Origin of the sequence: Halomonas sp. AOP13-D3-9, assembly GCF_052379125.1 — a bacterium.
GTDB lineage: Bacteria > Pseudomonadota > Gammaproteobacteria > Pseudomonadales > Halomonadaceae > Vreelandella.
Map to the genome: position 1 here is coordinate 107,814 of NZ_JBQSYH010000008.1, position 25,324 is coordinate 133,137.

Genomic DNA, 25,324 nt, shown 5'->3' on the forward strand with positions numbered 1-25,324 from the left:
GATCGTAAAAATAAAGAGAGACGTAACGATGGATGCACTTGCGCGAAAGCTGGGCCTCAAGACGGATCCCACCATATTTTTCACCTCTGCCGGGATTATGATCCTTTTTTTAGTGGCACTGTTGATTGCGCCGGGCCCAATAGGCGAAGCCTTCGGCGCGGGGCGGCAATGGATCGTGACTAACCTTGGCTGGTTTTTTATTTTCGGGGTCACCAGCTGGGTGGCGTTCCTGCTGTGGGTGGCGATCAGCCGGTTCGGGGCGATTCGCCTGGGCGGCAATGATGCCAAACCGGCCTACACCAACGCTTCCTGGTTTGCCATGCTGTTTGCTGGCGGTATCGGCACGGTATTGATGTTCTGGGGCGTGGCCGAGCCGATTTCCCACTTCGCAGCTCCCCCGCGGCCGGATGTGGAGCCCTTCACTGTCGCCGCCGCCGACGATGCCATGAGCTTTTCGATTTATCACCTGGGGCTGCATACCTGGGCGATTTTCGCCATGCCGGGGCTGGCGTTTGCTTACTTTATCTATCGCTACAACCTGCCGATGCGTTTCAGCTCGGTTTTCTTTCCGCTATTAGGCGAGCGCATTTACGGCCCTATCGGCAAAGCTTTAGATATCTTCGCCATTCTCGGCACCCTGTTTGGCGTGGCGGTTTCCATCGGCCTGGGCACCCAGCAGATTAATGCCGGGCTAACGGAATTGTTTGGTGTTCCGGATGCGGTGATAACGAAAGTGCTGATCATCGCCGTTCTGACCACCGTCGCCGTGGGGTCTATCGTGGCGGGGCTGGATTCAGGCGTTAAGCGGCTCTCGAACATCAATATCGGCATGGCCGTTGGCCTGCTGTTATTTGTACTGTTTACCGGTTCGACCGTTTTCCTTTTACGTGCGGTTGTTGAAACCTTTGGCCTCTACATCACCAACCTGCTGCCCATGGCGTTCTGGAATGACACCCTGGCACGCTACTCAAGCGAAGGCGGCGCCTGGGGGTGGCAAGGCAGTTGGACGGTGTTCTATTGGGCCTGGACAGTCACCTGGTCGCCGTTCATCGGCATCTTTGTCGCACGGATTTCCCGCGGGCGGACTATTCGCGAATTCGTTTTGGGTGTGCTGTTCGCCCCCTCCATCTTTACGCTGATCTGGTTTGCGATCTTCGGCTGGTCGGCGATGGAAATTGACGGGATTGGGCCAGAGGCCCGGGCAGCCATGGGCGATCAAGCAGGTGTTTTGTCCGCTGCCGTCGCTGAAAGCATTCCGCTTGCCATGTTCGCGTTTTTTGACAACTTCCCCGCGGCTACCTTGATTCAGGGCTTAGCGGTGGTAATCGTCGCCATCTTCTTTGCCACCTCTTCAGACTCCGCCTCGCTGGTCGTCGATATGCTGTGTACCGGCAGCTCAGACCCTGGCCCCTGGCACCAACGGGTATTCTGGGGCGTATCCGAGGGCATGCTGGCCGCCATGCTAATCGTGCTGGCGGGCGATGCCGGGCTTACTGCCCTGCAGGAGGTAATCACCGTGGTCGGCCTGCCGATGTTTATTCTGGTGTTTATCATGATGTTCGCACTGTACCGCGGCCTCTCCCATGAGGAGCTCAGCGAAGTGCGAGTAGGCAGCCGACCCAAGCAGGAAGAGCTGAAGCCGGAAGATTAGGTGGCATAACACAAGGGCCTGCAAAGAAATGCAGGCCCTTGTTTTCAATAAGCGTTAGCTTGAATCTTTGGTTGCCAGCTTCCTAGGACACTACTCAGTCGTGAATGCGTCTCGCTTCTAAGTGGTTATGGAAAAATTATCGAGCGATCAGTTCCGAAGCATCGCAATCGTTTTTAACCTCTTTACAAAGTTTATTAAACGAGAAATTGATGCTGTTCAATCAGTTGCTTGAACACAGGGAAGCTCACGATCGCTGAGAAGGTTAGGGCATCTTTCACAAGGCTTGTCCTAAAGACTGCTGGAAGTTCGGTCTGTCATTGATAATCTGCAATACCAATAAAGAACCGACACAGAAGCGTGGACATATAGCCTCGATGTTTGCAAAACCTGAGGCGATCCATAGCTCTTATTGCATACAAAAAATACTAAAGTCTAATTATTTAGCGCTAAAATTGTGGTCTACATTACAAGTTGTATGCAACTTTGGGCGCAAAATCGATGGACGCTATCCCCACAAACACTTCAAGAGTGGTTCAGACCGCCACGGCTAGAGTCCACGATGTGATCAAGCAGCGGATTCTAAATGGCCATTACCAGGCGAACGAATACCTTCGTGAAACAAGCGTAGCCTGCGAGCTTAACGTCAGTCGCACTCCCGTGCGCGAGGCACTGCGGGAACTAGTGTCGGAAGGTTGGCTCGAAGCCATTCCCCATCGTGGCTCACGCGTGGTGGCTTGGACAACGAAAGATGCTCGCGAAGTATTCGAATTACGTTTGGTGCTAGAGCCCTTAGCGGTTCGCTTAGCCTCCACACAGATAAGCAAGTCATGCTTTAAGTCTTTAGAAACCCTAGCGACTCAAATGGAATCGCTCACCGAACAGGTCGACACAAACGCCGAAGCACGCAACGGCATTGCGTCACTTAATCACGAATTTCACCGAACGCTGATTCTCGCTAGCAACAACCAACGTTTAGCAAACTTGCTCGAAAATGTCGTTCGCACATCGGTCATTCATCGTAACTTCGGCAACTATGACCTTGCCAACCTTCGCCGAAGCATGCGTCACCATCGCGAGATTCTGGAGGCCATCGCTGCTGGCAGTCCCGAATGGGCTGAGAATGTAATGCGCGCCCACTTGCTGGCTGCGCAGGCATTGCACGTCCCGCACACCAATACCCCCTCCGGTTAGAGAGGCATTGGTTGATTATAAAGAGGCCTAAGAACAACAATGAGACAACAAAATACGCCCTCCCCGCTCCCCCTTGAGAACATTAAAGTTCTTGAGCTAGGACAACTCATCGCAGGGCCCTATTGCGGCCAAGTGCTTGCAGATTTTGGTGCTGAGGTAGTGAAAGTCGAGCCTCCCGGCAAGGGGGATGCTATGCGGCAGTGGGGAGAAGCCGATCAGGAGAGTGGCGACCCATTGTGGTGGAACGTGATTGGCCGCAACAAACAATCGCTGACCCTCGATCTTCGTCAGCAGCGCGGGCAAGACGTGTTGCGTCAATTAGCGGCGCATGCTGATGTCATCATCGAAAACTTTCGCCCCGGCACCATGGAGCGCTGGGGACTAAGCTACGACGAACTCTCCCGCCACAACCCAAAGCTGGTCATGGTGCGGGTCACTGGCTTTGGCCAAGATGGCCCTTATGCAACCAGGGCTGGGTTCGCTTCAGTATGCGAAGCCATGGGAGGGCTACGCTATTTAAGCGGCTATCCTGATCGCCCCCCGGTGCGGGTCGGCATCTCAATCGGCGACACACTGGCTGGCTTGCACGCCGCACTAGGCACGATGATGGCCCTTCATCAGCGTGAGCGAAGCGGAAAAGGGCAAGTGGTCGATAGCTCGATATTTGAGTCTGTACTGGCAATGATGGAGAGCTTAATTCCTGAGTATGCTCGCGCTGGAAAAGTCCGCGAGCGCAGCGGCAGCTTCTTACCCAAAATTGCCCCCTCAAATGCTTACCCAGCCCGTGACGGGCGCGACGTTATTATCGGCGCCAATCAGGACACCGTCTTCCGCCGCCTCTGTGAGGCCATGGGGCAACCTCGACTAGCCGACCATCCTGACTACGCGACCCATCGCGCACGCGGGGAGAACCAGCAGGCTATCGACGACCTTGTTGCGGCCTGGACCCAGCAGCACGACGCTTCTCACATCGTGGATATCCTCGCCGAGGCGGGAGTGCCAGCAGGGTTAGTCTACCGAGCCCCCGATATGCTGGACGATCCACACTTCCAGGCGCGTGAATCGATCGTAGAGGTACCTGATCGCCATGGCCGCCCATTGCCGATGCAAAATGTTTTCCCACGGCTCTCCAGCACCCCAGGCAGTGTACGTAGCGTCGGCCCTGCCCTGGGCGAGCACACCCATACAGTACTCGCCGACTGGCTGGCGCTCTCAGCCGATACTCTCGACGCTCTTCGCGCCGACAACGTGATCTGAGGGGGAGAGCATCATGGATCCCATTATCGTTCTTGCCATTTTAGTCGGGCTGATTGTCATCGGTTTCCCTATTTTCCTAGCCCTGGGCTTATCCGGGTTGGCCGGCCTCTATATGGCGCGCGGCTCATTGGCGTTTTTTTTCGCTCCCACATCACTGTTTGGTCAGCTTAATGCCTTCGAGCTGATTGCCCTGCCCCTCTTTATTCTGATGGGTAATTTCCTGGGAGCGACCCCGGTGGGGTCGAGTCTTTTCACTGCCGCCGTGCGCTGGCTCAACTGGCTGCGGGGGAGTCTGGCAATCTCTTCGGTGGGGGCTTCGGCCATGTTCGGCGCCGTATCGGGGGTTAGTCTAGCGGGCGTTGCAGCAGTGGGGTCGATTGCCGTACCGCAGATGCTCCAGCGCGGTTATAGCCGATCGTTGGCCGCCGGTGCTGTTGTTAGTGCTGGTGCCCTGGCCATGCTGATCCCTCCCAGTGTGCCCTTTATTATCTATGGCGCCGTCTCTAGCGTCTCTGTGGCGGATCTATTTATCGGCGGCATCGTGCCCGGCATTGTGCTCGCGTTGGCATTATCACTGTTCATCTACATTCGAGTGTGGCTGAACCCTGAAGAGGCGCCCGCCAGTAAAGAGCGCTTTACCTGGAAAGAGCGCTGGGCGAGCCTGGCCAACATCTGGCACGCTGCGCTGTTGGTGGTGGCCGTGCTGGGCTCGATCTACTCGGGCCTCGCCACGCCCAGCGAAGCCGCTGGCATCGGCGCGGGCGGTGCTTTTTTGATCGCCACCCTGATATTTCGCAGCCTCAGTTGGCGCAAGTTCCTGGAGATACTGGCGACGACTGCGCGCGTCAGTGGCGCCATCCTACTGATTATCGGCTGCGCCAAGATCTTCGGCGACTATCTCAACATGGTGCGCGTACCACAGCTGCTCACCGAGGCACTCACCGCCACCGGCCTGCCCGCCTGGGCGATTCTGGTGGCGGTCATGCTGCTGTTGATTCTGCTGGGCATGATCGTCGATGCCGTGTCGCTGATCGTGGTGACCACGCCGGTACTGCTGCCCCTGGTCACCGCCCTGGGCTACGACCCGCTGTGGTTCGGTATCGTGATGGTGCTCAACCTTGAGATTGCCGTGGTCACTCCCCCGGTGGGGCTCAACCTCTACGCGCTGCGCGGGGTCTGCCCCGAGCTTTCAGTGGAAGAAATCATCAAAAGCGCACTGCCATTTGTCGCCGTTCAGTTCCTCGTGCTGATGCTGTTTGTGTTCTTCCCCGGCCTCAGCCTGTGGTTGCCGGGGCTGATGTAGCCCCGGTGTTTCAACGTCAGTGAAGTGCAACGTTACAAAGGAGCATCACAACAAACCTTTACTCCGACTCATACAACAGCCTCTTACAACAGACTCTTACAACAACAATCAGGAGATTCACCATGACACTGTCTCGCCGCCAAGTGCTGAAGTACGGCACCTTCGCCACCGCCGGTGCCACGCTGTTTGGCACCCAGAGCCTGCTAGCGCCCCGTAGCTACGCCGCGACCACGCTGACGGGCGTCACCTATCTGCCCGACTCCTACAAGGCGTTGACCTATGGCTCCAATCGCTTCGTGGAGATGCTCAAAGAGCAGGGAGGAGATAGCCTCTCGGTGGAGTTTTACGACTCCGGCCAACTGCTCAAAGTAGACGAACAGCTGCCAGCGCTGCGGGCGCGCAGCATCGATTTCATGTTCCATACTTTCTCCTACGTCACCCGCTCCATCCCGATACTGGGCGTCACCGGTTTGCCTGGGGTAGTGGGCGAGCTCTATCGCCACCCAGAGCGCCTGCGCCAGGGCAGCCCACTGATGGAGCTGATCAACGAGGTGCTGGCCGAGGACAACCTCTACATGCTCACCTCCGGTGGCGGCATCCTTGAGCCGGAGTATCTGTGGAGCACCGAGGCTAGCCCCATCCGCCGCCTTGAGGATGTCCGCGGGAAGAAGATTCGCATCGTCGGTTTTGAGGCCACCAAAGCCTTTGAACCTTACAACGTGGGGGCGACCCGCATTCCCTCCTCAGAGACCTACATGGCACTGCAACGGGGAACCGTCGACGCCGGGGTATTCAATATTTCAACGGTGATCGGCCGCAGCCTCCAGGAGCAGTTGCAGGTCTGCTACAAGCTACCGATCACCGGTTTCTCGGTCGCGCCCTTTATGCTGCGGGATACCTGGGACAACCTTGACGACGAGGCGCGCGCCGTACTACAGCAGGCAGCTGACTGGTACGACGAGAACTTCATTGAGCACTGCAACAACGATATTTACCCCAACGAGTACTGGCCCCAGATTGAGGAGGCAGGGGTGGAGATTATCGAGCCTTCCGATGAAGACCTTGAAGCCTTCAATGCCGGCGTCCAGGACGTCTGGGATCACTGGAAGGAAGAAGTCGGTGAGGAGGTCGGCGATCGCGCTATCGCGCTGGCCCTTGGCAACGCTTAAGGGAGAGTGAAATGACAACAATGGCAATGCGTAGCTGGGACGGCCTATTGGCCGTTCTACGCTGGACATCCATGGCAGTGTTAGTCTTCATGATGGTGTCTATCTGCTATGACGCCACCATGCGATATGTCTTCGCGGCCCCCACTAGCTGGAGCCTGGAGATCAACTCCTTTCTCCTGGTTTACCTAGCGGTGATTGGCGCCGCCGAAGCACAGCGTCACGACGCCCATATCCGTATTACCTTCTTTAAAGATAAGCTACCAACGCGTATCCGCGCCTTCATCGACCTGACGACGGGCCTGTTGGGCACGCTGTTTTGCATCATTCTCGTATGGCGTGGCGGCATCATGACGATGCAGGCGTTTGAGTACAGCGAACGTGTTTCAAGCTCGCTAGGAACGCCAATGGTTTACCCCTATGCGCTGCTACCCATCGGCTTCGCCGCCCTGGGGTTACAATTCCTCATCGACGCTGCCCGTGCCGCTAAGCGCTTTCGTCATAACTATCATGAACAGCCATCATAAAGAGCCATCATGAAGAGACAACCTCTCATAGCTAATCGCCTTCGTCACTCCTTGGAGCAACCAGCGGAGAACATATAATGACGCCCCTATCGCCGCCATCCAGTATTGAACTTGTCGAGGTTGCGCCACGAGACGGTTTTCAATCGATACGCAACATACTGTCCACTGTCGATAAACAGCGCTGTATACAGGCGCTACTCGATGCAGGCGTCACTCGCTTGGAGATTGGCTCTTTCGTAAGCCCCAAGGCCATTCCCCAAATGGTCGATACCGGCAAGTTAGTAAAGGCGTTTGCTGGCCGGCAAGATGTGCGCTTCTCTGCCCTGGTGCCAAACCTCAAGGGAGCGGAACTGGCGTTGGAGCACGGCATTCGCGAGGTGGTTTATGTCGTATCGGTGTCGGAATCCCATAACAAAAGCAATGTACGAAGCAGTCCTGATGAGTCGATACAAGAACTGAACCGGGTGATTGAACGTATGCGCCACACCGAGGGTAGCCGACTGCGCCTCGACCTTGGCACCAGCTTCGACTGCCCCTTCGAGGGCACCATTAGCTGGCAACAAGTTGATCGTATTCTCAGCAGCGCACTTGATCTGATTGGCGACTTGCCTCTAGAGGTAGCGCTTTGTGACACGACCGGACGAGCTACACCCTACCAAGTAGCCGACTATTTCACGCAATTGCGCGAACGACATGCCAGAGCAGGAGTGAACTGGGCCTTCCACGGCCATAATACGTTTGGCATGGGGGTAGCGAATGCCCTTTTCGCCATCAGCCATGGCGCCACAGCAGTCGACACTGCTTGCGCAGGACTTGGTGGATGCCCATTCGCGCCAGGCGCCACGGGTAACACCGCCACAGAGGATCTGCTATATGCCCTACATGGTGGTGGAATCACTACCGGTATCAACCTACCGAAACTGCTAGAAGCGGCTGATATGCTTGCCGCCCTGCCTGGCGGTCAAACGGCTAGCCATCTGCGGCAGGTTCCTAGGGAACGAGTGAGCTGAGGGGGTTCCCAGGATTGCCTTGCTCACAACGTTGGGCTTCTCCTCAGGACTTACAAACAACTTTGCGACTAATCTTCCACCGACTAAAAAGCCATAGAAAAGTGCTAACGAAAAGCGATAAAAACAATGAAATCCAAAACGCAAAACCGGAAGGCAATAATTCTATACTTACACTTAACACAGCACTAAACGCTACTAAGCTGAGCATTCCAAGCTGCGTATTGGCTAACGTAACCCGCGCTACTTCAACCCCATATCGCTGATGAAGCGTCAGAGCAATGGTTAACATGCCGATGGGGAAACTCAGCACAATACCCGAGACAGCAGGGTCGACATTAACCAACAGAATTGTCGCCAAGCAGACAACACCTCCCGCTAACACACCGCGAACGAGCAAGTCTCCCCAACGTACGGGTGCCGAAACGGCTTTGGAAGAGAGCCCAATCGAATTAATGTAAACCCGCGAAAACAGTAACATTACCCCAAAAAGCGACAGCGCTAAGAGAACGCCGCCTGGTAGCCGATCCGATATTGCTGCTGCCAACATCCAAATGAGTGCAGAGCAAGCAACACTCGCAACAGCACCCCATCGCTTAGCAAGCAGCACATAGCTAAGACAGAACATCAACGTCGCCAACATAGCATGCAAAGAGCCCAGTGCCGCATCAGCCACAAATGGGTCGGACTGCTCACGAATCATGAAAAAGTAGCCAGGGCCCAGCACTATTGGCGTACCGGCCAACACGCCTCCGATCTTAGGGCCCAGGCGAACAGCTGCAAGCGATACGCAGACCACCACTAACGTGGTGGAAAGCCACTTTACAAGAATAAGGCTTAGCATAAGTCTATTTTCAGCCCACTACATGACGTCGCCACTGTTAGGCCCGAGCGTCTGTCCAAGGTAAAGATCGCCATCGGGAGAGGCAGCGAGCATAAGCGCCGTGGGCGCCACTTCTTCTGCTGTTCCAAACCTGCCTAGCGGGAGTTCAGCTTCTTTATTGGCAACCCACTCTTTACTAAGCCCCTCTAGCATCGGCGTTAGAATAGGGCCTGGTGCGATGGCATTGGTAAGAATCCCATAGGGTGCTAACTCTCTCGCCATCGATTTAGTTAGCCCCAATAGCCCCGCCTTCGCTGAGCAGTAGTGAGATAAGCCCACGCCTCCTTTGAGCGCTAACTGGGAGGAAATATTGATGATCCGACCGCTTTTTCGCTTCACCATCTGCTCGGCAACATAGCGTCCCACCAAGAAAGTACCGCGCAGATTAATACTGATCATTCGATCAAACGTCTCAGCAGACATTTCCAAGAAAGGCGTTTCATCCAGAATGCCCGCGCAATTGACCAGTACATCGATAGTCTGGTGATGGCGTATCACCTCATCAACCATCAACTGAACAGAGGATTCCTCAGCGACATCGACGCTATGATGCGTTGCACTGTCTCCAAGTAATACGGCTATCTCTTCACATGCGTCACGATTGCGATCAGCCAAGGCAACGGTGGCGCCTTCCGCATGAAAACACTCCGCAATCGCACGGCCGATGCCGCTAGCGCCACCCACGACGAGGGCAACTTGTCCCTGAAGTTTTTTAGACATAAGGATCACTCAGCTTATTAAATAGAAGAAGCGAGGATTGCTCCTCGCTTCATAGGCAGATAATTAGCTCGGCCAACGCACGGTCAAGCCGCCATCGACCACCAGTTGCTGGCCTGTAACGTAGGCTGCATCGTCACTGCTCAGAAAACGTGCCGTACGGGCAGCCTCCTCGGCATACCCCACACGCCCTAAAGGAATTAATTTACTAGCCGCCGCTAAGCCTTCTGGCCCAAGTGAATTAACCGGATCAAGCGATTGAGGCGTCTCGATCAGCCCTGGAATCAGGGTATTCACACGAATACCGCGAGGGGCAAGTTCAACCGCTAGCGACTTGACTAAGCCTACTAAACCACTTTTGGCGGCAGCATAATGGGCGTGGTTATCCCATCCATACACACCACCGGCGATAGATGAAATAGCCACCATAGCGCCCCCTTCATGCATTAACTTGGAAGCACTACGGAAGACTCTCATTACCCCCGTCAAGTCTACGGATAGCATGTCGTCCCATGCTTGATCGGTAAGCTCGCCTAAGGGTGCCTGGCGTAGAATGCCTGCTCCGGCAACAACGATGTGAAGGGCGCCAAAGGTGTCGATGGCCGTCTGCGCAAAGTTATCGCATTGATTGGCATCTCTAACATCTAATGCAACCGCGACACACTCTCCGCCAATGGCTTTTACGGCGGAAACCGTCTCCTCGACATCGTGGGGATCGTTCGGGTAGTAACCTGCCACTACCTTAACGCCAGCTTTGGCATAGCTAATGGCAAGGGCTTGACCAATGCCGCTAGCGGCACCTGAGATGATGGCCACCTTGCCTGCCAAACCATCGTCGCGCGCTAATACGCTCATGCTACCGCCTCCTCTATTGGGTCATTTTCGAGGTGATCCACATGGCGCGTACCAAACATCAACAAGCCACTGAGAACCAATGGCAAAGAGCCCGCCAAAATCGCTGCCCAAATCATACTGACGCCAATCGTCAGCAGTATGGAAACCAGGCCTGAGCCAATAATCGCGCCTACCGGTGCCATTACGTGAGCCACGTTAGTGCCCGTGCCACGAACGTGCGCGGGGAAAGATTCGCCCATATAGAACAGGATTGCCGCAAAAGGGCCAAGCAGGAAAAACAGCGTGACGGCGTACATCATGTAGATAAAGCTGTCATTAGCCGGGCCAAGCAACATAACGATGCTGGCTATCCCCCCCAGCAGAAAGCCCATCAGCACGGTGTTGCGGCGACCAACACGATCTCCCATCCAGCCATGGCTTAGGTAGCCGACAAAGCCAACGGCGTTAGCCAGGATCAACACGTAAAGAGAGTTTTCAAAACTAACCCCCTTCGCTTCAACTAGTACGGTGGTACCCAGCACCGCGAAGACTTGAATGGCCATCCAACTGAATAGCCAGACCAACGAGAGCGAGATGGTATGACGGCGCAATTCTGGTGAAAAAACCCCTTTTAGACCCAGATTATTGCCAGTGTCGACTTCAATATCTTGCTCAGCAGCCAACTTTGCTGCGCCCTCTGCGTCTCCAGCCTTACGACGACGCTCTACTTCTTTAATAGCCGCAAACACAGGCGATTCAGGCAACTTAACTGCCATCACAATAACAATGATGGAGGCACAAGCGGCAACAAAGAAGCTGCCGCGCCAGCCCACGATGGGCAATAACAATGAGGTCATACCTGCAGCTAGTAGAGCACCCACAGGCCAGCCACTCTGTACAAGGCTGTACATGAAGCCCCGACCCTTGGCCTTCTTATAGATCTCATTGAGATAAACGGCGTTGACTACCTCTTCTGAAACCGCAAAGCCAGAGAAGGCGCGAATAATCACCATCGAAGCCGCCCCCATGGCGACACCCGATAGCCCAGAACTTACTGCTCCACCAATCACCAGTAAAATCAGCGTTTTCTTGCGCCCATAACGGTCAAGCATGAAGCCGACTACCAGCGAAACCAAAAATACGCCTATCGTTGCAAAGGTGTTAATGGCAGTGGCTTTAGCCGCACTCCAACCAAAATCCTCAGCAATGACAGGAAGCAATGTTCCAAACAGGGTGTAGTCGTAGACCGACGCCACCCAGGCAATGAAACAAACCAGCGAGGCATAGCCGATCTGTTTTTTAGTGATGACAGCATTCCAGGGCTCATCAGCGTGCTGACTTGCCTCGGAAGTCGTATTTGAATTTGGTTCGGCCATCGACTTCACCCTCTTTTCAATTATCGTTTTGTATTATTAACAGTGCTTATCGGCTTCAACTGCGCGGGCTGCGCTTAGCGAAGTCATCAGCGATCTCATCGAAGGTACAGAAGCGCACACCCTCATGGCTCTGCATATGCTCAATCAGACGCTCAAGCATCATCAGTACTTGAGGGCGGCCCGAAACATCCGGGTGAATGGTCATGGTAAACACCGCATAGTCGTTCTCGCGGTAGACCCAATCAAACTGGTCTTGCCACATTTCACCCAAATGGCGTGGGCTAACAAAACCATGGCTGTTGGGCGACTTTTTGATGAACATCATTGGCGGGAGGTCATCGAGATACCAGTTGGCAGGAATCTCGATCAAATCGGTTTCTTTGCCGCGAACCAGCGGCTTCATCCACTCCTTCGCAGCCTTGGAGTAATCAATTTTGGTCCAAGAGTCGCCGACGCGTACGTAATAGGGGTGGAAGTCATTGTGCATTAAGCTGTGGTCATACTTGATGCCACGCTCGAGTAAAAGCTCATTGGTGACCGGGCTAAACTCCCACCACGGGGCCACATAACCTGTCGGCCGCTTACCGGATAGCTGGGTAACCAGCTCGATGTTGTAGTCGAGCACATCCCGCTCTTGCTCACGCGTCATGGCGATCGGGTTTTCGTGGCTATAGCCATGAACGCCAACCTCGTGACCAGCATCAACGACCGCTTTCATCTGCTCCGGAAAGGTCTCAATGCTGTGGCCGGGAATGAACCAGGTCGTCTTCAGGTTGTAGCGCTCAAACAGTTTAAGCAGGCGCGGCGCCCCCACCTCACCAGCAAACAAACCGCGGGAAATATCGTCGGGCGAATCCTCACCACCGTACGACCCCAGCCAGCCAGCGACGGCATCAACGTCAACACCAAATGCGCAGAGAATCTCTTTTTTAGCCATTTTGAACACCTCGTTATTAGTACTTGGTCATGGTGTGCTTGCAGCAGGCGAATGATCACTATCACCAAACACCATAAATTGAAGACTGGACACAAAGGTCATTTATGTCAATAACGTATTATCGGCTGCCAAAAATGCTCAACACATCACTGCCAACTGCACCAAAAAGGAAAAAAATCGCTAAAAAACCCGAAAAATAAGCTATTTCCGCGATAAATTCATAAAAATCGCCCGTAAGAACCTAAGCCGCTTGGTGCAGCACATCGTTGAAGGAGAAGCGAAAGATACTCTTATGCCCCAAAAATGGGCATATTTTTGACTAATGGATCCGGTTAACGTTTTAAAAATGACGTCAATCCGCCAAAAACTGCCCCTACCGCAAGTATCTAGCGTTTTACAGGACAGCAGGGCGTTAAAAGAGAGTGGCTCAAGTAATTTTGAGTAGGTAAGGCGGGAGGTCTGGCTCGGGAAAAACCGATAAAACCTTTAACCGGCGCCGGGTACGCTCGGCGGCAGCATGGAGATGTGCTTGCAAACTTGATGCGGCAGCATCGAAAGCACCAAACAAGAGGTGGTCAAGCACCAGCTGATGCTCCCTCAAAAGGGGCTCGTTCGGGGGCACACCGACCGTTTGAAAAAACATACGATTGACAATTACCGGCAGCTGGCTCTGGGCAATCATCTCGCGAGCTTTGCGGTTTCGGTAGTGGCGCAGGCACCGCTGATGCAAATCTTGCTCAAGGTGATTTATCGACTCCGCACTCTGTAGTTCAGGATGGTCAATCAAGCGCTGAGTGTGTGCTTTCATCGCCTCTAGTTCAGCTTTATCCAGCAGAGGGCCTGAAGCCCTAAGCGCCGCTGGCTCCAGCAGCGCACGAATTTCGAAATCTTCAGCCACTGCCTGGGCAGTAAGGGGCCCCGCCAACCAGTGCGAGTAATTATCTTTTTCGACCAGCCTTTGGTTACGAAGGCGTCCCAGTACTTGCCGGGCGACGGTACGACTGACGCCGTAATATTCACTAAGCGTCGCCTCAACGATGCGAAAGTGGCCAAAGGCTAGGCACGTGGCGACAGCCTCTTCCACCTGAGCGTATATGCGATCAGAGATCGGACGAGCATCTATCTGTGACTTATAGTCAGAGGCGAGACCCAGCATCTCCGGCGTCAGCGTCTGACGCTTCGGCGTGACCGTTTCGGGCTCGGACGTTGCCAAAAAACCACGCCCCTCAAAGCGACTGATCATCCCCTCTTCATGCAGCAGCTCGAGCGCCTTGCGCACTGGCCCGCGACTGGTTCCATACATCCTCGCAAGCGGCCCCTCAAGCAGCACCAAACTGGGCGGCAAACGCTGAGACACAATGGCATCACGTAACGATTCTTGAATCTTGGCATAGCGTGGAGCTTGCCCTTCTTGAACGCTGTTAGAACTATCGTCAATGGTCAGAACCACATCCTCCACAAACTTATCCTTCCCTAGTTATTACCAAGTCCTGCTCAGCTATCACCATCAAGGTAAAGATACATGTCAATTGTTATATCCTAACACTTCCCTCCCTGCCTTTTGAGCCGAGAAAAAACGGCAACAGCCTGCCAAATACCCTCGCACTAACCTCCACCAAGATCTCTCTTAATTTTTTCATTTAAAAACAGAATATTAGATTAACCCAGGCAAATTTTCTGCACAGAATTATCGCGCGCCACTTGCTAGGTAATGTTTTTTGTATCCATACTACATTTTATAATTTAAAAAATAAGCACGCCATTGTCACCAAAACTGACTACCAACAATTCAGGGGAACAATGCAATGGAACCTACAAAAGATATCAACGAACCAGCAACGGCTGGATCAGACAATAGCCATCAGAACTTGCTGGAAGCCTCCATTTTGCCGGTCTGGCTGAATCAGCGAACGATTGGTTTCTTTGGTTTTATCTGGTTATGGATCGGGATGGCCGTCATCATTGCCACCTTCCAGCTCGGCGCTGGCGGTGTTGCTGGGCTACCACTGATTCAGGTCGTGGCCATCATCTTCTTCGCCAACCTTGTGCTTGGCGTCGTCATGAGTCTTACCGCTGATATTGGAACAGAGCACGGCCTCTCTTTTGCCGTCTACTTACGCGCCCCCTTTGGGCTCAAGGGCACGCATCTTCCTGCGGTCTCCAGGGGCGTGGTCGCTGCCATTTGGTTCGGTGTACAAACTTACCTCGGCGCCCTGGCCCTTAACGGCATTGTGGAGTACCTGTGGGGGTTTGATAATTGGGTATTGTGGTATGTGCTTTTCGCGGTAGTGCAGATCGTCAACACCGCTCTCGGCATTCGCGCAGTAGAATTACTCGCCTCTATCGCCGCCCCCTGCATCGTCGCCATCTCAGTCTGGATGTACTTCACGCTCAACGTGTTAGCTGAGACCAACGGCATCAATATCTGGACCTTTGTTGGCGATCAACAAGTAGTGCCTTTGGCGCTGTTCTTCGCCAACATGGCTTTTTGGTCAGCATTGGCGGTGGATATTCCCAACTTGACCCGCTTCCTACGCACGCCTGGAGGAGAACGTAGCTTCTTCGCCCGCAATCGCAACGTCTTCGTCGCACAGTTTCTGGCCTTACCTGCGACTCAGGCCTGGGTGGCGTTGATTGGTGGCGTGTCCTTTATCGCGGCAGGTGACTGGAACCCCGTCACCGTCATTCAAGGCCAGGGCGGGGGCTTCACCATGGTGGCACTATTAGCCATGGTGATATTGGCTCAGTGGTCTACCAATAATGCCGCCAACCTGATTCCGGCCGCCCTTACCTTCGTCAATGCCGGTGCACCTCGTATTAGCTATCCTGTCGCCTTGGTCATCGCCGGTATCATCGGCACCGCTTCCATGCCTTGGCTGATTCTGAACAATTTGTTTACCTTCCTTAGCTACTATGGCGCGATACTCTCCGCTATCGGCGGCATTATGGTCGCGGATTACTACATTTTGCGGCACCGTCGCCTTAATGTGCCCGCCTTGTACGATCCCGCAGGCCAGTTCCGCTTTTTCAACGGATTCAACCCAGCTGGCATTATCGCCTGGCTGGTTGGCGGGATCATGGCACTGATATTCCTACAGTACGCCTATGCAGTTGGTTTCATCACCGCGTTGGTGGTGTACGTGCTACTGATGAAAACCTGGATCCTGCGTCGCTACCCTCAAGAAGAGCTAGAGAGCAATTTTGATGATCGTTTTCTAGCGACGTCAGTAGGCATGAATTGGGTCTACACCGAGCAGAAACGCTTCGAGCGTCTGACGACCGACGACATCCCGACCTCTGCGCTTAAGCGTGAAGATCGCTAAGCTGGCATGCATCGTCGCTACAGCGCCAATCGACTAACTCGGGGGACTTTTATGGCCCATTATCCAAGCACTGCCCTTGCCATTGGCGAAGCCATCAAAAATGGCAGGCTCGACCCGGTCACACTGACGCGCCAATGCTTGGCAGCGGCTAAAGACAGCGACTCAGTGTTTATATCGCTCACTCCCGAACGCGCCATGTTCGAGGCCGAGGCCGCTGCACAGCGCCAAGCGCACGGCGCTTTGCTAGGGCCTCTCGATGGTGTCCCGATAGCCTGGAAAGACCTGTTCGATGTCTCAGGGAGCGTGACAACGGCTGGCAGTCGAGTACTCGCAGATAAGCCCGCCAAATACGATGCCATGGCGGTTCGCCATGCAACAGCAGCTGGCATGGTTTGCCTGGGCAAGACCAATCTGACTGAACTGGCCTACTCAGGCCTGGGGCTGAACCCGCACTATGGCACGCCTCACCATACGCCGGGCACGGGAGAGCCCAGGGTGCCCGGTGGCTCCAGCTCTGGATCAGCAGTGGCCGTCGCCAAAGGCATCGTCCCTGCAGCAATCGGAACCGATACGGCAGGCTCGCTTCGTGTACCTGCCGCTTTTAATGGCCTGGCATCCTATCGCCCATCCCAGGCTCGCCATAGTCGGCAAGGCGTCACTCCCCTAGCCCATAGCCTGGACACCATTGGCGTCATCGCTAATTCCTTGGAAGACTGTCTGGCCATCGACGATGTCATGCGAGGAGAAGAGGTTACAACGCGGGAGGGTGCTGACCCCGAACGCACGGTCATCGTGCTGGATACGTCCTATCTGGACGACGAACGTATCGAAGAAGCCGTGCGGCAAAACCTGGAGCGCAGCGCCGAGCAGCTTGTTAATGCAGGCTTTCACCTGGTCAGACGCAAGCTTGCCAGCGTGAGCGACACTCTGCACCTTATTCAACATCACGGCTGGCTGGGCGCAGCAGAAGCTTACACCGAGTACCGTGTGCTGCTGGAAAGTGACGCGGCAGACGCTATGGATCCAAGGGTTCGGCAGCGATTATTGAGTGCGCAAAAGATGGCACCAGACAGCATAGTGACGCTTTATCGCCAGCGCCGATCACTTCAAGCGCAGCTTCGCCATGAACTCGCCGGGGCGACGCTACTCTCACCCACGGTTGCTCACGTTGCGCCTCTCCTTGCCCCTTTGGAAGATAATCCAGAGCGTTTCGCTGAAGTGAATCTCGCCACGTTGCGGCTGAGCATGGTGGCAAGCCTGCTGGACTCCCCCGCTATCGCACTGCCCAGCGGTGTGGACGAGAACCAGCAGCACACCAGCATCCAGCTAACGGCACCTTGCGGAGAAGATGAGGCACTCATGAGAGTTGCACTTGCCGCCAGCGATCACTTGGGCTTCCCGGCTGCCACCCAATAGGCCCGTTGCCACTCTGAATCAACTGTTAAAGGAGCTGTTATGTGCGGATTATGCGGCGTATTCGGCGGTGAAAACCACTGGAGCACTCACATCGAAGACCCTGAGCAGGCTCACTACGAACGCCGCCGGGCCAGGGCCTACCGTGCAGAACTGATCAACCGCGTACTTAAGCCGCATCGCCTCGTGCTCGAGGATTTTCAGGCGTCCAGCTTTGTGATTGCCAGCGCAACAGGCAAGCGCGAGATCGTCCAGGATCTGGGCGGCATCTGGCGCCAAGCCGAGCTGATGACCGGCCGGGATATCGACCCGTTGGATGCCACTTTTCTGGCATCGTTAAACTAGAGGAGCCGATCAATGAACGACAAGACGCCACTGCTACCGGTTCACGTCATATCCGGCTTTCTTGGCAGTGGCAAAACCACCTTGCTCAAATCGGTGCTGGCCAGTGAAGAGTTCGGCGACAGCGCCGTGCTGATCAACGAATTCGGCGACGTGGGCCTAGACAACCGCCTGCTGGGTGAGATCGCCGAAGACGCTGTGCTGCTCTCCAGTGGCTGTGTCTGCTGCACCATTCGTGGCGAACTGTCTGATGCGTTACGGCGCCTGATGTCGCAGCGACAGGACGGCAAAATTCCGCCCTTCAAGCGCATCATCCTGGAAACCACTGGCCTGGCCGACCCCGGCCCCATCGCCTCAACGATTACCGCTGATCCTGTGCTGCGACACCATCTGCGCCCAGGCACCAATCTCACGCTGGTCGACGCCCTCAACGCCACCGCCAGCCGCAAGCTCCAGCCGGTGTGGGAATCCCAGATTGCCGTCGCCGACAAACTCGTCATCAGTAAGGTCGACCTGGTCGATCAAGCCCAGCTTGATGAAGTTCAGAGCCTGATTGACGCCATCAACCCGGCAGCACAGCAATTGGGGCAGGAAGCCTTAAAGCAGGCCAGTGATGAGCTATTCGGCAGTGGGCCGCATATTGACCACTACAGCTACTCAGAGGTAAAAACATGGCTTGGGCCCTGGCGTAAGCCGCCAGCACCTGACGCGGCTGCTCACCTTGGAGATGTTCAGTCATTCCGCCTCTGCTTCGACGGCGAAGTGGACTGGACGTGCTTTGGCCTTTGGCTCTCGATGTTGCTCAACCGCCATGGCAGTCACATCATGCGCGTCAAAGGCGTGCTGCATGTCAAAGGGGATACCCGCCCGGTGATCATACACGGCGTTCAGCACACCATTCATCCACCCGAGCACGTAGACGCCTGGCCTAAAGACGACCGCATCTCGGAGCTGATTTTCATCACTCATGGCATCACCGCCAAGTGCGTGACAGACTCGCTGAATACCTTCATGAATGCCGTTAGCAACCACCCAAGCCCCAGGATATTCCATGCATGAAGCTGCATCCCCCAAACCGCTAGCCATGCCCTATGTGAATCGTGGCCCCGTTACCCTAAGGGTGCTCGGCACGTCGGTGACGCTGCTTGAAAGCATTCGCAAGCGGGCTCGGGAAGACTTGGGCCTTCGACTCACCTTTGAGGTGCTCGATGGCGTCGCCGCCCAGCAAGCGGGGGTGCTCACCCCTGACAGCTTCGATATCTATGACCAATGGTTTCACAACGTGGACTTCGTATGGCCCGCTAATGCGATTCAACCCATTCAGGTCGATCGCATTAAACACTGGGACATGATCAATGATCTCCCCAAGACAGGAAGATTAACGCCCCACGCCCCCCTGGGGGCAGGCAGTAACCCGGTCAACCTCCTCTATGTCCAACCCGATGGCAGCTACGGTTCTAGCCCAAGTGGGCATATCACCATGCTCCCTGTTAGCCACAATGTGGACAGCTTCGGTTATCGCACCGACATGCTCCCCAAAGGGCTGGATATCCACCAAGAGAGCTGGAGCTGGTTGCTGGACAAGCGCTGGAAGGGCGTGGTCAGCCTGCAAAATGACAGCGCCATCGGCGCCATTGATGCCGCACTGGCAGCCAAAGCAGCGGGGCTAGTTGAGTTTGAAGACCTGGGCAATCTCAGCCTGGCAGAGATCGACAGCCTGATAGACTGCCTTATCAATCTTAAGCGTCAGCAACACTTCCGCGCCTTCTGGAGCAACCAGGATCAAGCCTCTTCGGATATGGTTCGCGGCCGGGTCGGCATCGAAAGCCTATGGTCGCCTGCCATGACCGATCTCAAAAAACGCTACATCAAGGTACGCATGGCGGCCCCCACAGAGGGCTACCGTGCCTGGTACGGCGGCATGTCAATCTCACGGCATGTGAAGGGGCGCACACTAGATGCGGCCTATGACTACCTCAACTGGTGGATTTCAGGATGGCCCGGCGCCGTCATGGCCCGCCAAGGCTATTACATTTCCACCCCTGAACTGACCCGCCCTCACCTTTCAGCTGCGGAGTGGGACTTTTGGTATGGCGGCAAACCCGCCGCCAAGAGCCTCCCGGGCCCCGATGGCAGCTCTGACATGATTCATCGAGGCGAAATCCGCGACGGCGGAGACTACCAGACAAGAATGAGCCGCATCGCGGTGTGGAATACCGTCATGGATGAGCATAACTATTTGGTAAGGCGCTGGAATGATTTTATGTCGGCTTAAGGTCGGTGCTTGATCTAGCATTTAGACTCTTCTCATTCGCCGCCCTCATACTGGCAGCTAACAGCTTGATGACCAAGCACATGCCCCGCCTATTGGCTTCCACGAGCTTATGCGGGGTGCTTGTTTGCTCTCCAGTTACCATCTAATCAAGACTGCGCCTGCGACACACGCACCAAAGCTGGAAAATATTATAGATCCTAGCCAGCAGGTCACGAAGAAGCGTTGAAAAGAAAAACTTACGAGCCTCATCCCGATTAAGCAGCTTGTGCTAGGCTAAGTTCAGTAGAGAATTGAGCAAGTGCCCGAAAGCTAAAAGGCAATGTATGGCTACGTAGCATGAGGTAGGACATGAGGTAGGAAATGCCACTGAACGGACGTGCTGGGAAATCCAGGAGGTGCGCTAATTTTTAATATCCAGCCTAATTAAAATTATAAATAATGTATATCAGTGGCTTAGATTGGATTTTGTAGGCTGCATTTGTCGGATAAACGTACAGTCACGTTTATCCAATCATAGGATGGGCAGTCTAATACCTATTAGGCCAATCAACGTATCCGTAAGAGGTGTTTTCAAGATGATAGAAAATTTGAACCTAAGTAAAAATGCACAGTTCTATAACTTGAAAAAGCCTTTGAGTCGGAAGTCTGTGGTTGATACTTTTAAGGAAATTTCTCAAGGTCGTATTGGAAATTACCTGATCAATAAAATAAAGGAAGCCTATATAACAAGCGCAGGACATAAGGCTATTTACTCAGTAGTCTCATATAAGATTGAGGCTGAGCCAGCCTTTTTAAAGGGTACTACCACAAAAGAACAAAAGTATGCATATTTGCTATTAATTGAGCTTGATGATGCATTGACAATTTTGAAGAAATATGTGGATTCGCCAGAGAAATACTTTTCTAGATTTATTGATGAATATGACTATGAGCAGTTCTGCCATTTTCATGGCGATAAAGATCCGGAATACGAACGGGTAACAATGAAAAATATGAGCATCTCTAATGCTGTTATTAGATCTCGGTCGTTAGAAGCAAAAAATTTAAATGGAATACTGTCATCTAATGCATCAAGTAGATCAATCCCCAGTAATTTTAGAATGAAAATTGGTCAAAGGTCATACACTTTGACGCCAAGTACTTCAAGAGTCAGTCATCGAGATAATAAATCTAACCTTGAAAAAATTATTGACTGGGCTTTCGAAATAAAAGAAGAAATAAAATCGACAACAGGCTTAAGCGAATTTATTAGTAATTTCGCCTCACCTATTTGCTTGCGAGAAATCATGGATGGTGGTTATAAAGTGGTTGCCATCCTATTGGATTTGAGTGAAATAGAAGAGAAAGTAAATACTGGCATTGCAAGTTTAAAGAAAAGTGATGGAACGCAGCTTGGTGCGAAAGAAATTAATAGATTTTTCGACAACATAAAAGCGCCAATACTAGTTGAGGGAGATGCTCTCAAAACTAAGGGTGTTATTTTAGCGGGAAAAGTGACCTATTCAAAAAATGTAATAACTGTCAGAAATAAAATACTTGAGCAAATTTTGGTTGAGGAAAATGGTGTTTCGGAATACTCCGTTGGAGCGTTTGTTAATAAACACAAGCCTTTCTCAGCAGTTTTCGACTCTCCTAACTATTCGTACTTCTCTAGATCATGCTTTGAAGATAAGCATCTATTAGGCAACATTCAGTCTATTCTTAACGTCTTTGAAGACAGTTATGACTTCTCTCTTGTTACTAGTGAAAAGGAAAAGCCACATGCTGCACACTTGACTAGATTCCCAGAAAAGTCACTATTTAGAGTCGTCGAGGATAATTATTGTAGAGGACACGATATTATTATCTGTGATGACATGAATGACGAATGGGCTGATCATATTGCTATTGATCGAAAAAATGCAATCCCATCTATATCTTTCATACACTCTAAATTCACTAAAAAAGATACTTATGGAGCTAGCGCATTCCATGAGGTAGTAGCACAAGCCTTAAAAAATATTGGACGAACCCAAGCCGAAAAATCTTTATACAAGTCTAAATATGATAATGAATGGTGTAAAAACTATGAAAGTACAAATATCAAGAGAGTTATTGGCGCAAAAAATTGGGTGGAATTAGAACAAGCTCTCGACGCCGTTGATCAAAACCCTAATTCAATTAAAAAAATAGTTTTGGCTGCTCCGTTCTTGAAAAAAGAAAAGCTGAAAAAGGAGCTGGATAAGCTTGCTCAAGGCCAGAAATGTAAGCCCCATTATGTACAGTTGATATGGCTGATAAATACATTTATAAGTTCATGCAAGGAATTTGGAGTACAAGCTCATATTCTATGCAAGAAATAGCCCTAACAATTGGCCCTTGATGGACATGCTACGCTGCTCTCCTGCACGTCGCAAAACCAAGACGTTATACGTAATTTTGCTGCACGCAATGGAATGATTTATGAAAAAAATAGCATTTCAAGTTGACACTAGATTAGCCAAACTCCTTTCGGAGAATTATAGGTCGACTGAGAGAGCTCTTAAAGAGCTGATAGATAATTCATGGGATGCTGACGCCACATCGGTTAATGTTTTTCTGCCGGAGCCTATGACTGACAGCCCTATTATTGTGCATGACAGCGGATCTGGAATGACCGAGCAGGAATTGCTTAGAGAGTATTTGTTTATTGCAAGTGATCGTAGAAAAAGGCGTGGTGAACTTACAGCAGTAAAAAAAAGAAAAGTTAAAGGAAAGAAAGGTATAGGTAAATTTTCTGGGTTAATGATTGCAAACTCGATGCGGTTAGAGACGTGGTCTAGAGGAGTTAAGTGTGAGTTTTCAATATCAATAAATGATTTTGAAAATGCAACTGACATTGAAGACTTGCCTATCAATCTTATTGTTGAAGATTGTGACCAAGATGCACAAGGAACCAAGATTACGCTATCCGAACTCATTCATGGACTGGCATTCCCTAATCCTGAAAAAATGCGGCAGCTATTACTGCAAGAGTATGGGCGTGAAGAAGGTTTTAATGTGAAGGTGAACGGCAAAATACTAGATATTGATGATATACAGGGAAATTATACTGAACATAATGCAAAACTTCAATCTACTGGAAGCGTGAATCTAAAATTCACGGTATCAAACCAAAAAGGGAAGTTGAAACAGCCAGGTATATCTATAAGAGTTGGCGGCAAAACTGTTGGCAGTCCCGGTTTCTTTGGGTTAGATCAGGAAGATGATTTTCCTCCAAAATTGTTGGAAAAAATATATGGAGAGGTGGAGGTCGATGGTTTGTATGACCATGTGACTGCTGATTGGGGAGCATTGGTAGAGAATAGCGAGCTGTATCAAGAAGTTGCAGATTACATTCGTCCAATAATTAAAGAAAAAGTCAAAGAAGAATATGGTCGGGAAATGAGTCTTGCACAAGCAAGGTTAAAGAAACGAATTAATGAGCGACTTGCAGAACTTCCAGAATATAAAAGAAAATATGCAGACAAAGCAATAAAATCAATTTTGGGGAGATACTATGGGGAGCCAGAATCAAAAGTAGAACCTATAGTCGGGGTCTTGTTAGATGCACTTGAACGAACAGACTATCGTGCGGTATTGGATTACATACATGATGCTCAACACTCGGATATAGCTAAGCTAGCTGAAGCACTGTCAGAGTTTGGCTTGGCAGAACTTGCAATCGTAGCTGAGCAAGCTAAAAGCAGGCTGGAGTTCCTTGACCGGTTTGAGGAGCTTTGCAAAAAAGACGATACAGAGGAAAACGTGGTTCACACGGCACTTGAAAAGTGTCTTTGGATTTTTGGTATTAAGTACTCGGTATTTAGCAGTAATAAAACTCTGAAGCGGCAGGTGGAAGATTATTTAGATAAAAAGTATTCGGGCAAAAGAGCTAACAAACGCCCTGATCTTCTTTTAAGCGCTAACTTTTCTGGTGAATATCTTTTGATTGAGTTTAAGCGGCCAAGCCATAGCTTAAGACACAAAGACTATCAGCAGGCTACTGCGTATCGAAATGATTTCGTACCTTATACAAATGCCGAGATGAGAGTTTTGCTAGTTGGTGGAAAAAGAGGACAAGACCTCCCCCCTCATTATAATAAAGAGCCTAATTCTGAGGTTGTTATTTTCGACGAGATTATTTCAAGCGCAAGAAACCAGCTAAATTGGCTTTTAGTAGAGCTTGGGGGCGAAGCACATGCATAAAAAACGTATAACAATCGCAAGCACTTGAAAAAACTTCGCTACTCTTCGTTTTTCGGGTGTTACGGGCGTTATGCATTAATTCTAATGATAAAAATCTAGCCAGGAGACGAAATGTCTGCGAAATCAAAATTGAAGCGAGCGCTAAATGCAATAGATGATGCTAAACGTGCTTTGAATCGTGTCAAGAATATAGAGGAAGCATACAGCGATATCCGAAAAGCTATTAGAGAACTTGATGATGCTGAGTCAGATATAAAGAGGGCAGTCCGCGAGATCCGTGATATTGAATAGTCTCAATAGAAGAGCCGAACATCAAGTATAAAGGGCGTCATGTGGTCAGAAGAAGAAGGAGGACGATTTATGGATGATGAGATTGAGTCAATCATGGCAATTCAAGAGTGTATGAGTAGTTTGGGGCTTCCTCGCAACAAGGCTCCGACCCAGAAGGCGAAAGCCCAAGTGAGAGACCATGCTGGTGGTTACATGCCAGGGTCAATTTTGGTCACGTTTCACTGTAATCAGCATTCTGGTCAAGGGCCGTACATTGAAATGGGCAACGAGATCAGAGGCTATGGAATCCTCTTCAATGAATTCAAGCCAAGGTTTCAAAGATTCAAGTTCACCAAGTCCGGGAAGTTTCTCACTGTCACAGGTGACGGTTACAAATTCTCGCTGAAATTCGACCTCGATGCATAACTAATCGCGCCACACGGACGAACTAAGATGCGGCGGTGCGCTTCGGCGCTACATCAGTGTCACCTAAAAGACTGTTCTTGGCCGATAACAGCCAAAAAAAGGGCCCACGATTTCTCGCAGGCCCCTTTTTACAATTTGGCGCGCCCGGCAGGATTTGAACCTGCGACCCTCGGCTTCGGAGGCCGATACTCTATCCAACTGAGCTACGGGCGCTTGTGGG

22 protein-coding genes and 1 tRNA gene are annotated in these 25,324 nt (G+C 52.0%); 16 read left to right on the forward strand and 7 right to left on the reverse strand.

Translation table 11 applies throughout. From position 1 onward, the window contains the following. Positions 1-28: 28 nt before the first annotated feature. The 7 genes from ACT3UM_RS10570 (at position 29) to ACT3UM_RS10600 (ending at position 8,105) form a co-directional block, all read left to right on the forward strand. Complete coding sequence (locus ACT3UM_RS10570; protein ID WP_498898573.1) at positions 29-1,651, forward strand: BCCT family transporter; 1,623 nt, start codon at positions 29-31, stop codon at positions 1,649-1,651. A gap of 498 nt (positions 1,652-2,149) precedes the next feature. After that, on the forward strand, positions 2,150-2,842 hold the full coding sequence (locus ACT3UM_RS10575) for a GntR family transcriptional regulator (RefSeq protein ID WP_498898575.1): 693 nt from the start codon (positions 2,150-2,152) through the stop codon (positions 2,840-2,842). 39 nt (positions 2,843-2,881) lie between these two features. Further along, complete coding sequence (locus tag ACT3UM_RS10580) at positions 2,882-4,099, forward strand: CaiB/BaiF CoA transferase family protein (protein WP_498898577.1); 1,218 nt, start codon at positions 2,882-2,884, stop codon at positions 4,097-4,099. Between the two features lie 13 nt (positions 4,100-4,112). Beyond that, positions 4,113-5,402: a TRAP transporter large permease gene (locus ACT3UM_RS10585; protein WP_498898579.1), complete on the forward strand. Its 1,290-nt coding sequence runs from the start codon at positions 4,113-4,115 to the stop codon at positions 5,400-5,402. A gap of 122 nt (positions 5,403-5,524) precedes the next feature. Then, positions 5,525-6,571 carry a TRAP transporter substrate-binding protein gene (locus ACT3UM_RS10590; RefSeq protein ID WP_498898581.1) on the forward strand — a complete coding sequence of 349 codons (1,047 nt, stop codon included), beginning with the start codon at positions 5,525-5,527 and terminating at the stop codon, positions 6,569-6,571. 11 nt (positions 6,572-6,582) lie between these two features. Beyond that, entirely contained in the window at positions 6,583-7,095 is a 513-nt protein-coding gene (locus ACT3UM_RS10595) for a TRAP transporter small permease (protein ID WP_498898583.1), read from the forward strand. A gap of 77 nt (positions 7,096-7,172) precedes the next feature. Then, positions 7,173-8,105 (forward strand): hydroxymethylglutaryl-CoA lyase, encoded by a 933-nt coding sequence (locus tag ACT3UM_RS10600; protein WP_498898585.1) that lies wholly within the window; start codon positions 7,173-7,175, stop codon positions 8,103-8,105. Between the two features lie 43 nt (positions 8,106-8,148). Here the strand turns inward: ACT3UM_RS10600 and ACT3UM_RS10605 are convergent, their stop codons facing one another. The 6 genes from ACT3UM_RS10605 to ACT3UM_RS10630 form a co-directional block, all read right to left on the reverse strand. Continuing rightward, positions 8,149-8,850 (reverse strand): hypothetical protein, encoded by a 702-nt coding sequence (locus tag ACT3UM_RS10605; protein WP_498898587.1) that lies wholly within the window; start codon positions 8,848-8,850, stop codon positions 8,149-8,151. Positions 8,851-8,964: 114 nt separating this feature from the next. Further along, positions 8,965-9,705 (reverse strand): SDR family NAD(P)-dependent oxidoreductase, encoded by a 741-nt coding sequence (locus ACT3UM_RS10610; protein ID WP_498898589.1) that lies wholly within the window; start codon positions 9,703-9,705, stop codon positions 8,965-8,967. 63 nt (positions 9,706-9,768) lie between these two features. Further along, positions 9,769-10,557 (reverse strand): SDR family NAD(P)-dependent oxidoreductase, encoded by a 789-nt coding sequence (locus ACT3UM_RS10615; protein WP_498898591.1) that lies wholly within the window; start codon positions 10,555-10,557, stop codon positions 9,769-9,771. Next, positions 10,554-11,912 carry an MFS transporter gene (locus tag ACT3UM_RS10620; RefSeq protein ID WP_498898593.1) on the reverse strand — a complete coding sequence of 453 codons (1,359 nt, stop codon included), beginning with the start codon at positions 11,910-11,912 and terminating at the stop codon, positions 10,554-10,556. Before ACT3UM_RS10620 ends, ACT3UM_RS10615 begins: the two co-directional genes overlap by 4 nt. A gap of 55 nt (positions 11,913-11,967) precedes the next feature. After that, positions 11,968-12,849 carry a polysaccharide deacetylase family protein gene (locus ACT3UM_RS10625; RefSeq protein ID WP_498898595.1) on the reverse strand — a complete coding sequence of 294 codons (882 nt, stop codon included), beginning with the start codon at positions 12,847-12,849 and terminating at the stop codon, positions 11,968-11,970. Positions 12,850-13,276: 427 nt separating this feature from the next. Continuing rightward, positions 13,277-14,308 (reverse strand): GntR family transcriptional regulator, encoded by a 1,032-nt coding sequence (locus tag ACT3UM_RS10630; RefSeq protein ID WP_498898597.1) that lies wholly within the window; start codon positions 14,306-14,308, stop codon positions 13,277-13,279. Between the two features lie 346 nt (positions 14,309-14,654). Between ACT3UM_RS10630 and ACT3UM_RS10635 the strand changes: the two genes are divergently transcribed. The 9 genes from ACT3UM_RS10635 (at position 14,655) to ACT3UM_RS10675 (ending at position 25,104) form a co-directional block, all read left to right on the forward strand. Further along, a complete protein-coding gene (locus ACT3UM_RS10635; protein ID WP_498898599.1) occupies positions 14,655-16,172 on the forward strand; it encodes an NCS1 family transporter in 1,518 nt (505 codons plus the stop codon). 51 nt (positions 16,173-16,223) lie between these two features. After that, on the forward strand, positions 16,224-17,588 hold the full coding sequence (locus ACT3UM_RS10640; RefSeq protein ID WP_498898601.1) for an amidase family protein: 1,365 nt from the start codon (positions 16,224-16,226) through the stop codon (positions 17,586-17,588). 39 nt (positions 17,589-17,627) lie between these two features. After that, positions 17,628-17,930, forward strand: coding sequence for a hypothetical protein (locus ACT3UM_RS10645; protein ID WP_498898603.1), 303 nt, complete (start codon positions 17,628-17,630; stop codon positions 17,928-17,930). Positions 17,931-17,942: 12 nt separating this feature from the next. Then, positions 17,943-18,986, forward strand: a complete 1,044-nt coding sequence (locus ACT3UM_RS10650) for a CobW family GTP-binding protein (protein WP_498898605.1) — start codon at positions 17,943-17,945, stop codon at positions 18,984-18,986. Continuing rightward, the gene (locus ACT3UM_RS10655; protein WP_498898607.1) at positions 18,979-20,202 is read left to right on the forward strand and encodes an ABC transporter substrate-binding protein; all 1,224 of its coding nucleotides are present in this window, start codon (positions 18,979-18,981) and stop codon (positions 20,200-20,202) included. Before ACT3UM_RS10650 ends, ACT3UM_RS10655 begins: the two co-directional genes overlap by 8 nt. Before the next feature lie 575 nt (positions 20,203-20,777). Further along, the gene (locus tag ACT3UM_RS10660; protein WP_498898609.1) at positions 20,778-22,544 is read left to right on the forward strand and encodes a hypothetical protein; all 1,767 of its coding nucleotides are present in this window, start codon (positions 20,778-20,780) and stop codon (positions 22,542-22,544) included. Between the two features lie 100 nt (positions 22,545-22,644). After that, positions 22,645-24,408, forward strand: coding sequence for an ATP-binding protein (locus tag ACT3UM_RS10665; RefSeq protein WP_498898611.1), 1,764 nt, complete (start codon positions 22,645-22,647; stop codon positions 24,406-24,408). 111 nt (positions 24,409-24,519) lie between these two features. Continuing rightward, complete coding sequence (locus ACT3UM_RS10670) at positions 24,520-24,699, forward strand: hypothetical protein (RefSeq protein WP_498898612.1); 180 nt, start codon at positions 24,520-24,522, stop codon at positions 24,697-24,699. A 69-nt stretch (positions 24,700-24,768) separates the two neighbouring features. Further along, entirely contained in the window at positions 24,769-25,104 is a 336-nt protein-coding gene (locus ACT3UM_RS10675) for a hypothetical protein (RefSeq protein ID WP_498898614.1), read from the forward strand. 136 nt (positions 25,105-25,240) lie between these two features. On the opposite strand, the gene ACT3UM_RS10680 is transcribed toward ACT3UM_RS10675, so the two are convergent. Beyond that, a tRNA-Arg gene (locus ACT3UM_RS10680) sits at positions 25,241-25,317 on the reverse strand. Positions 25,318-25,324: the final 7 nt, after the last annotated feature.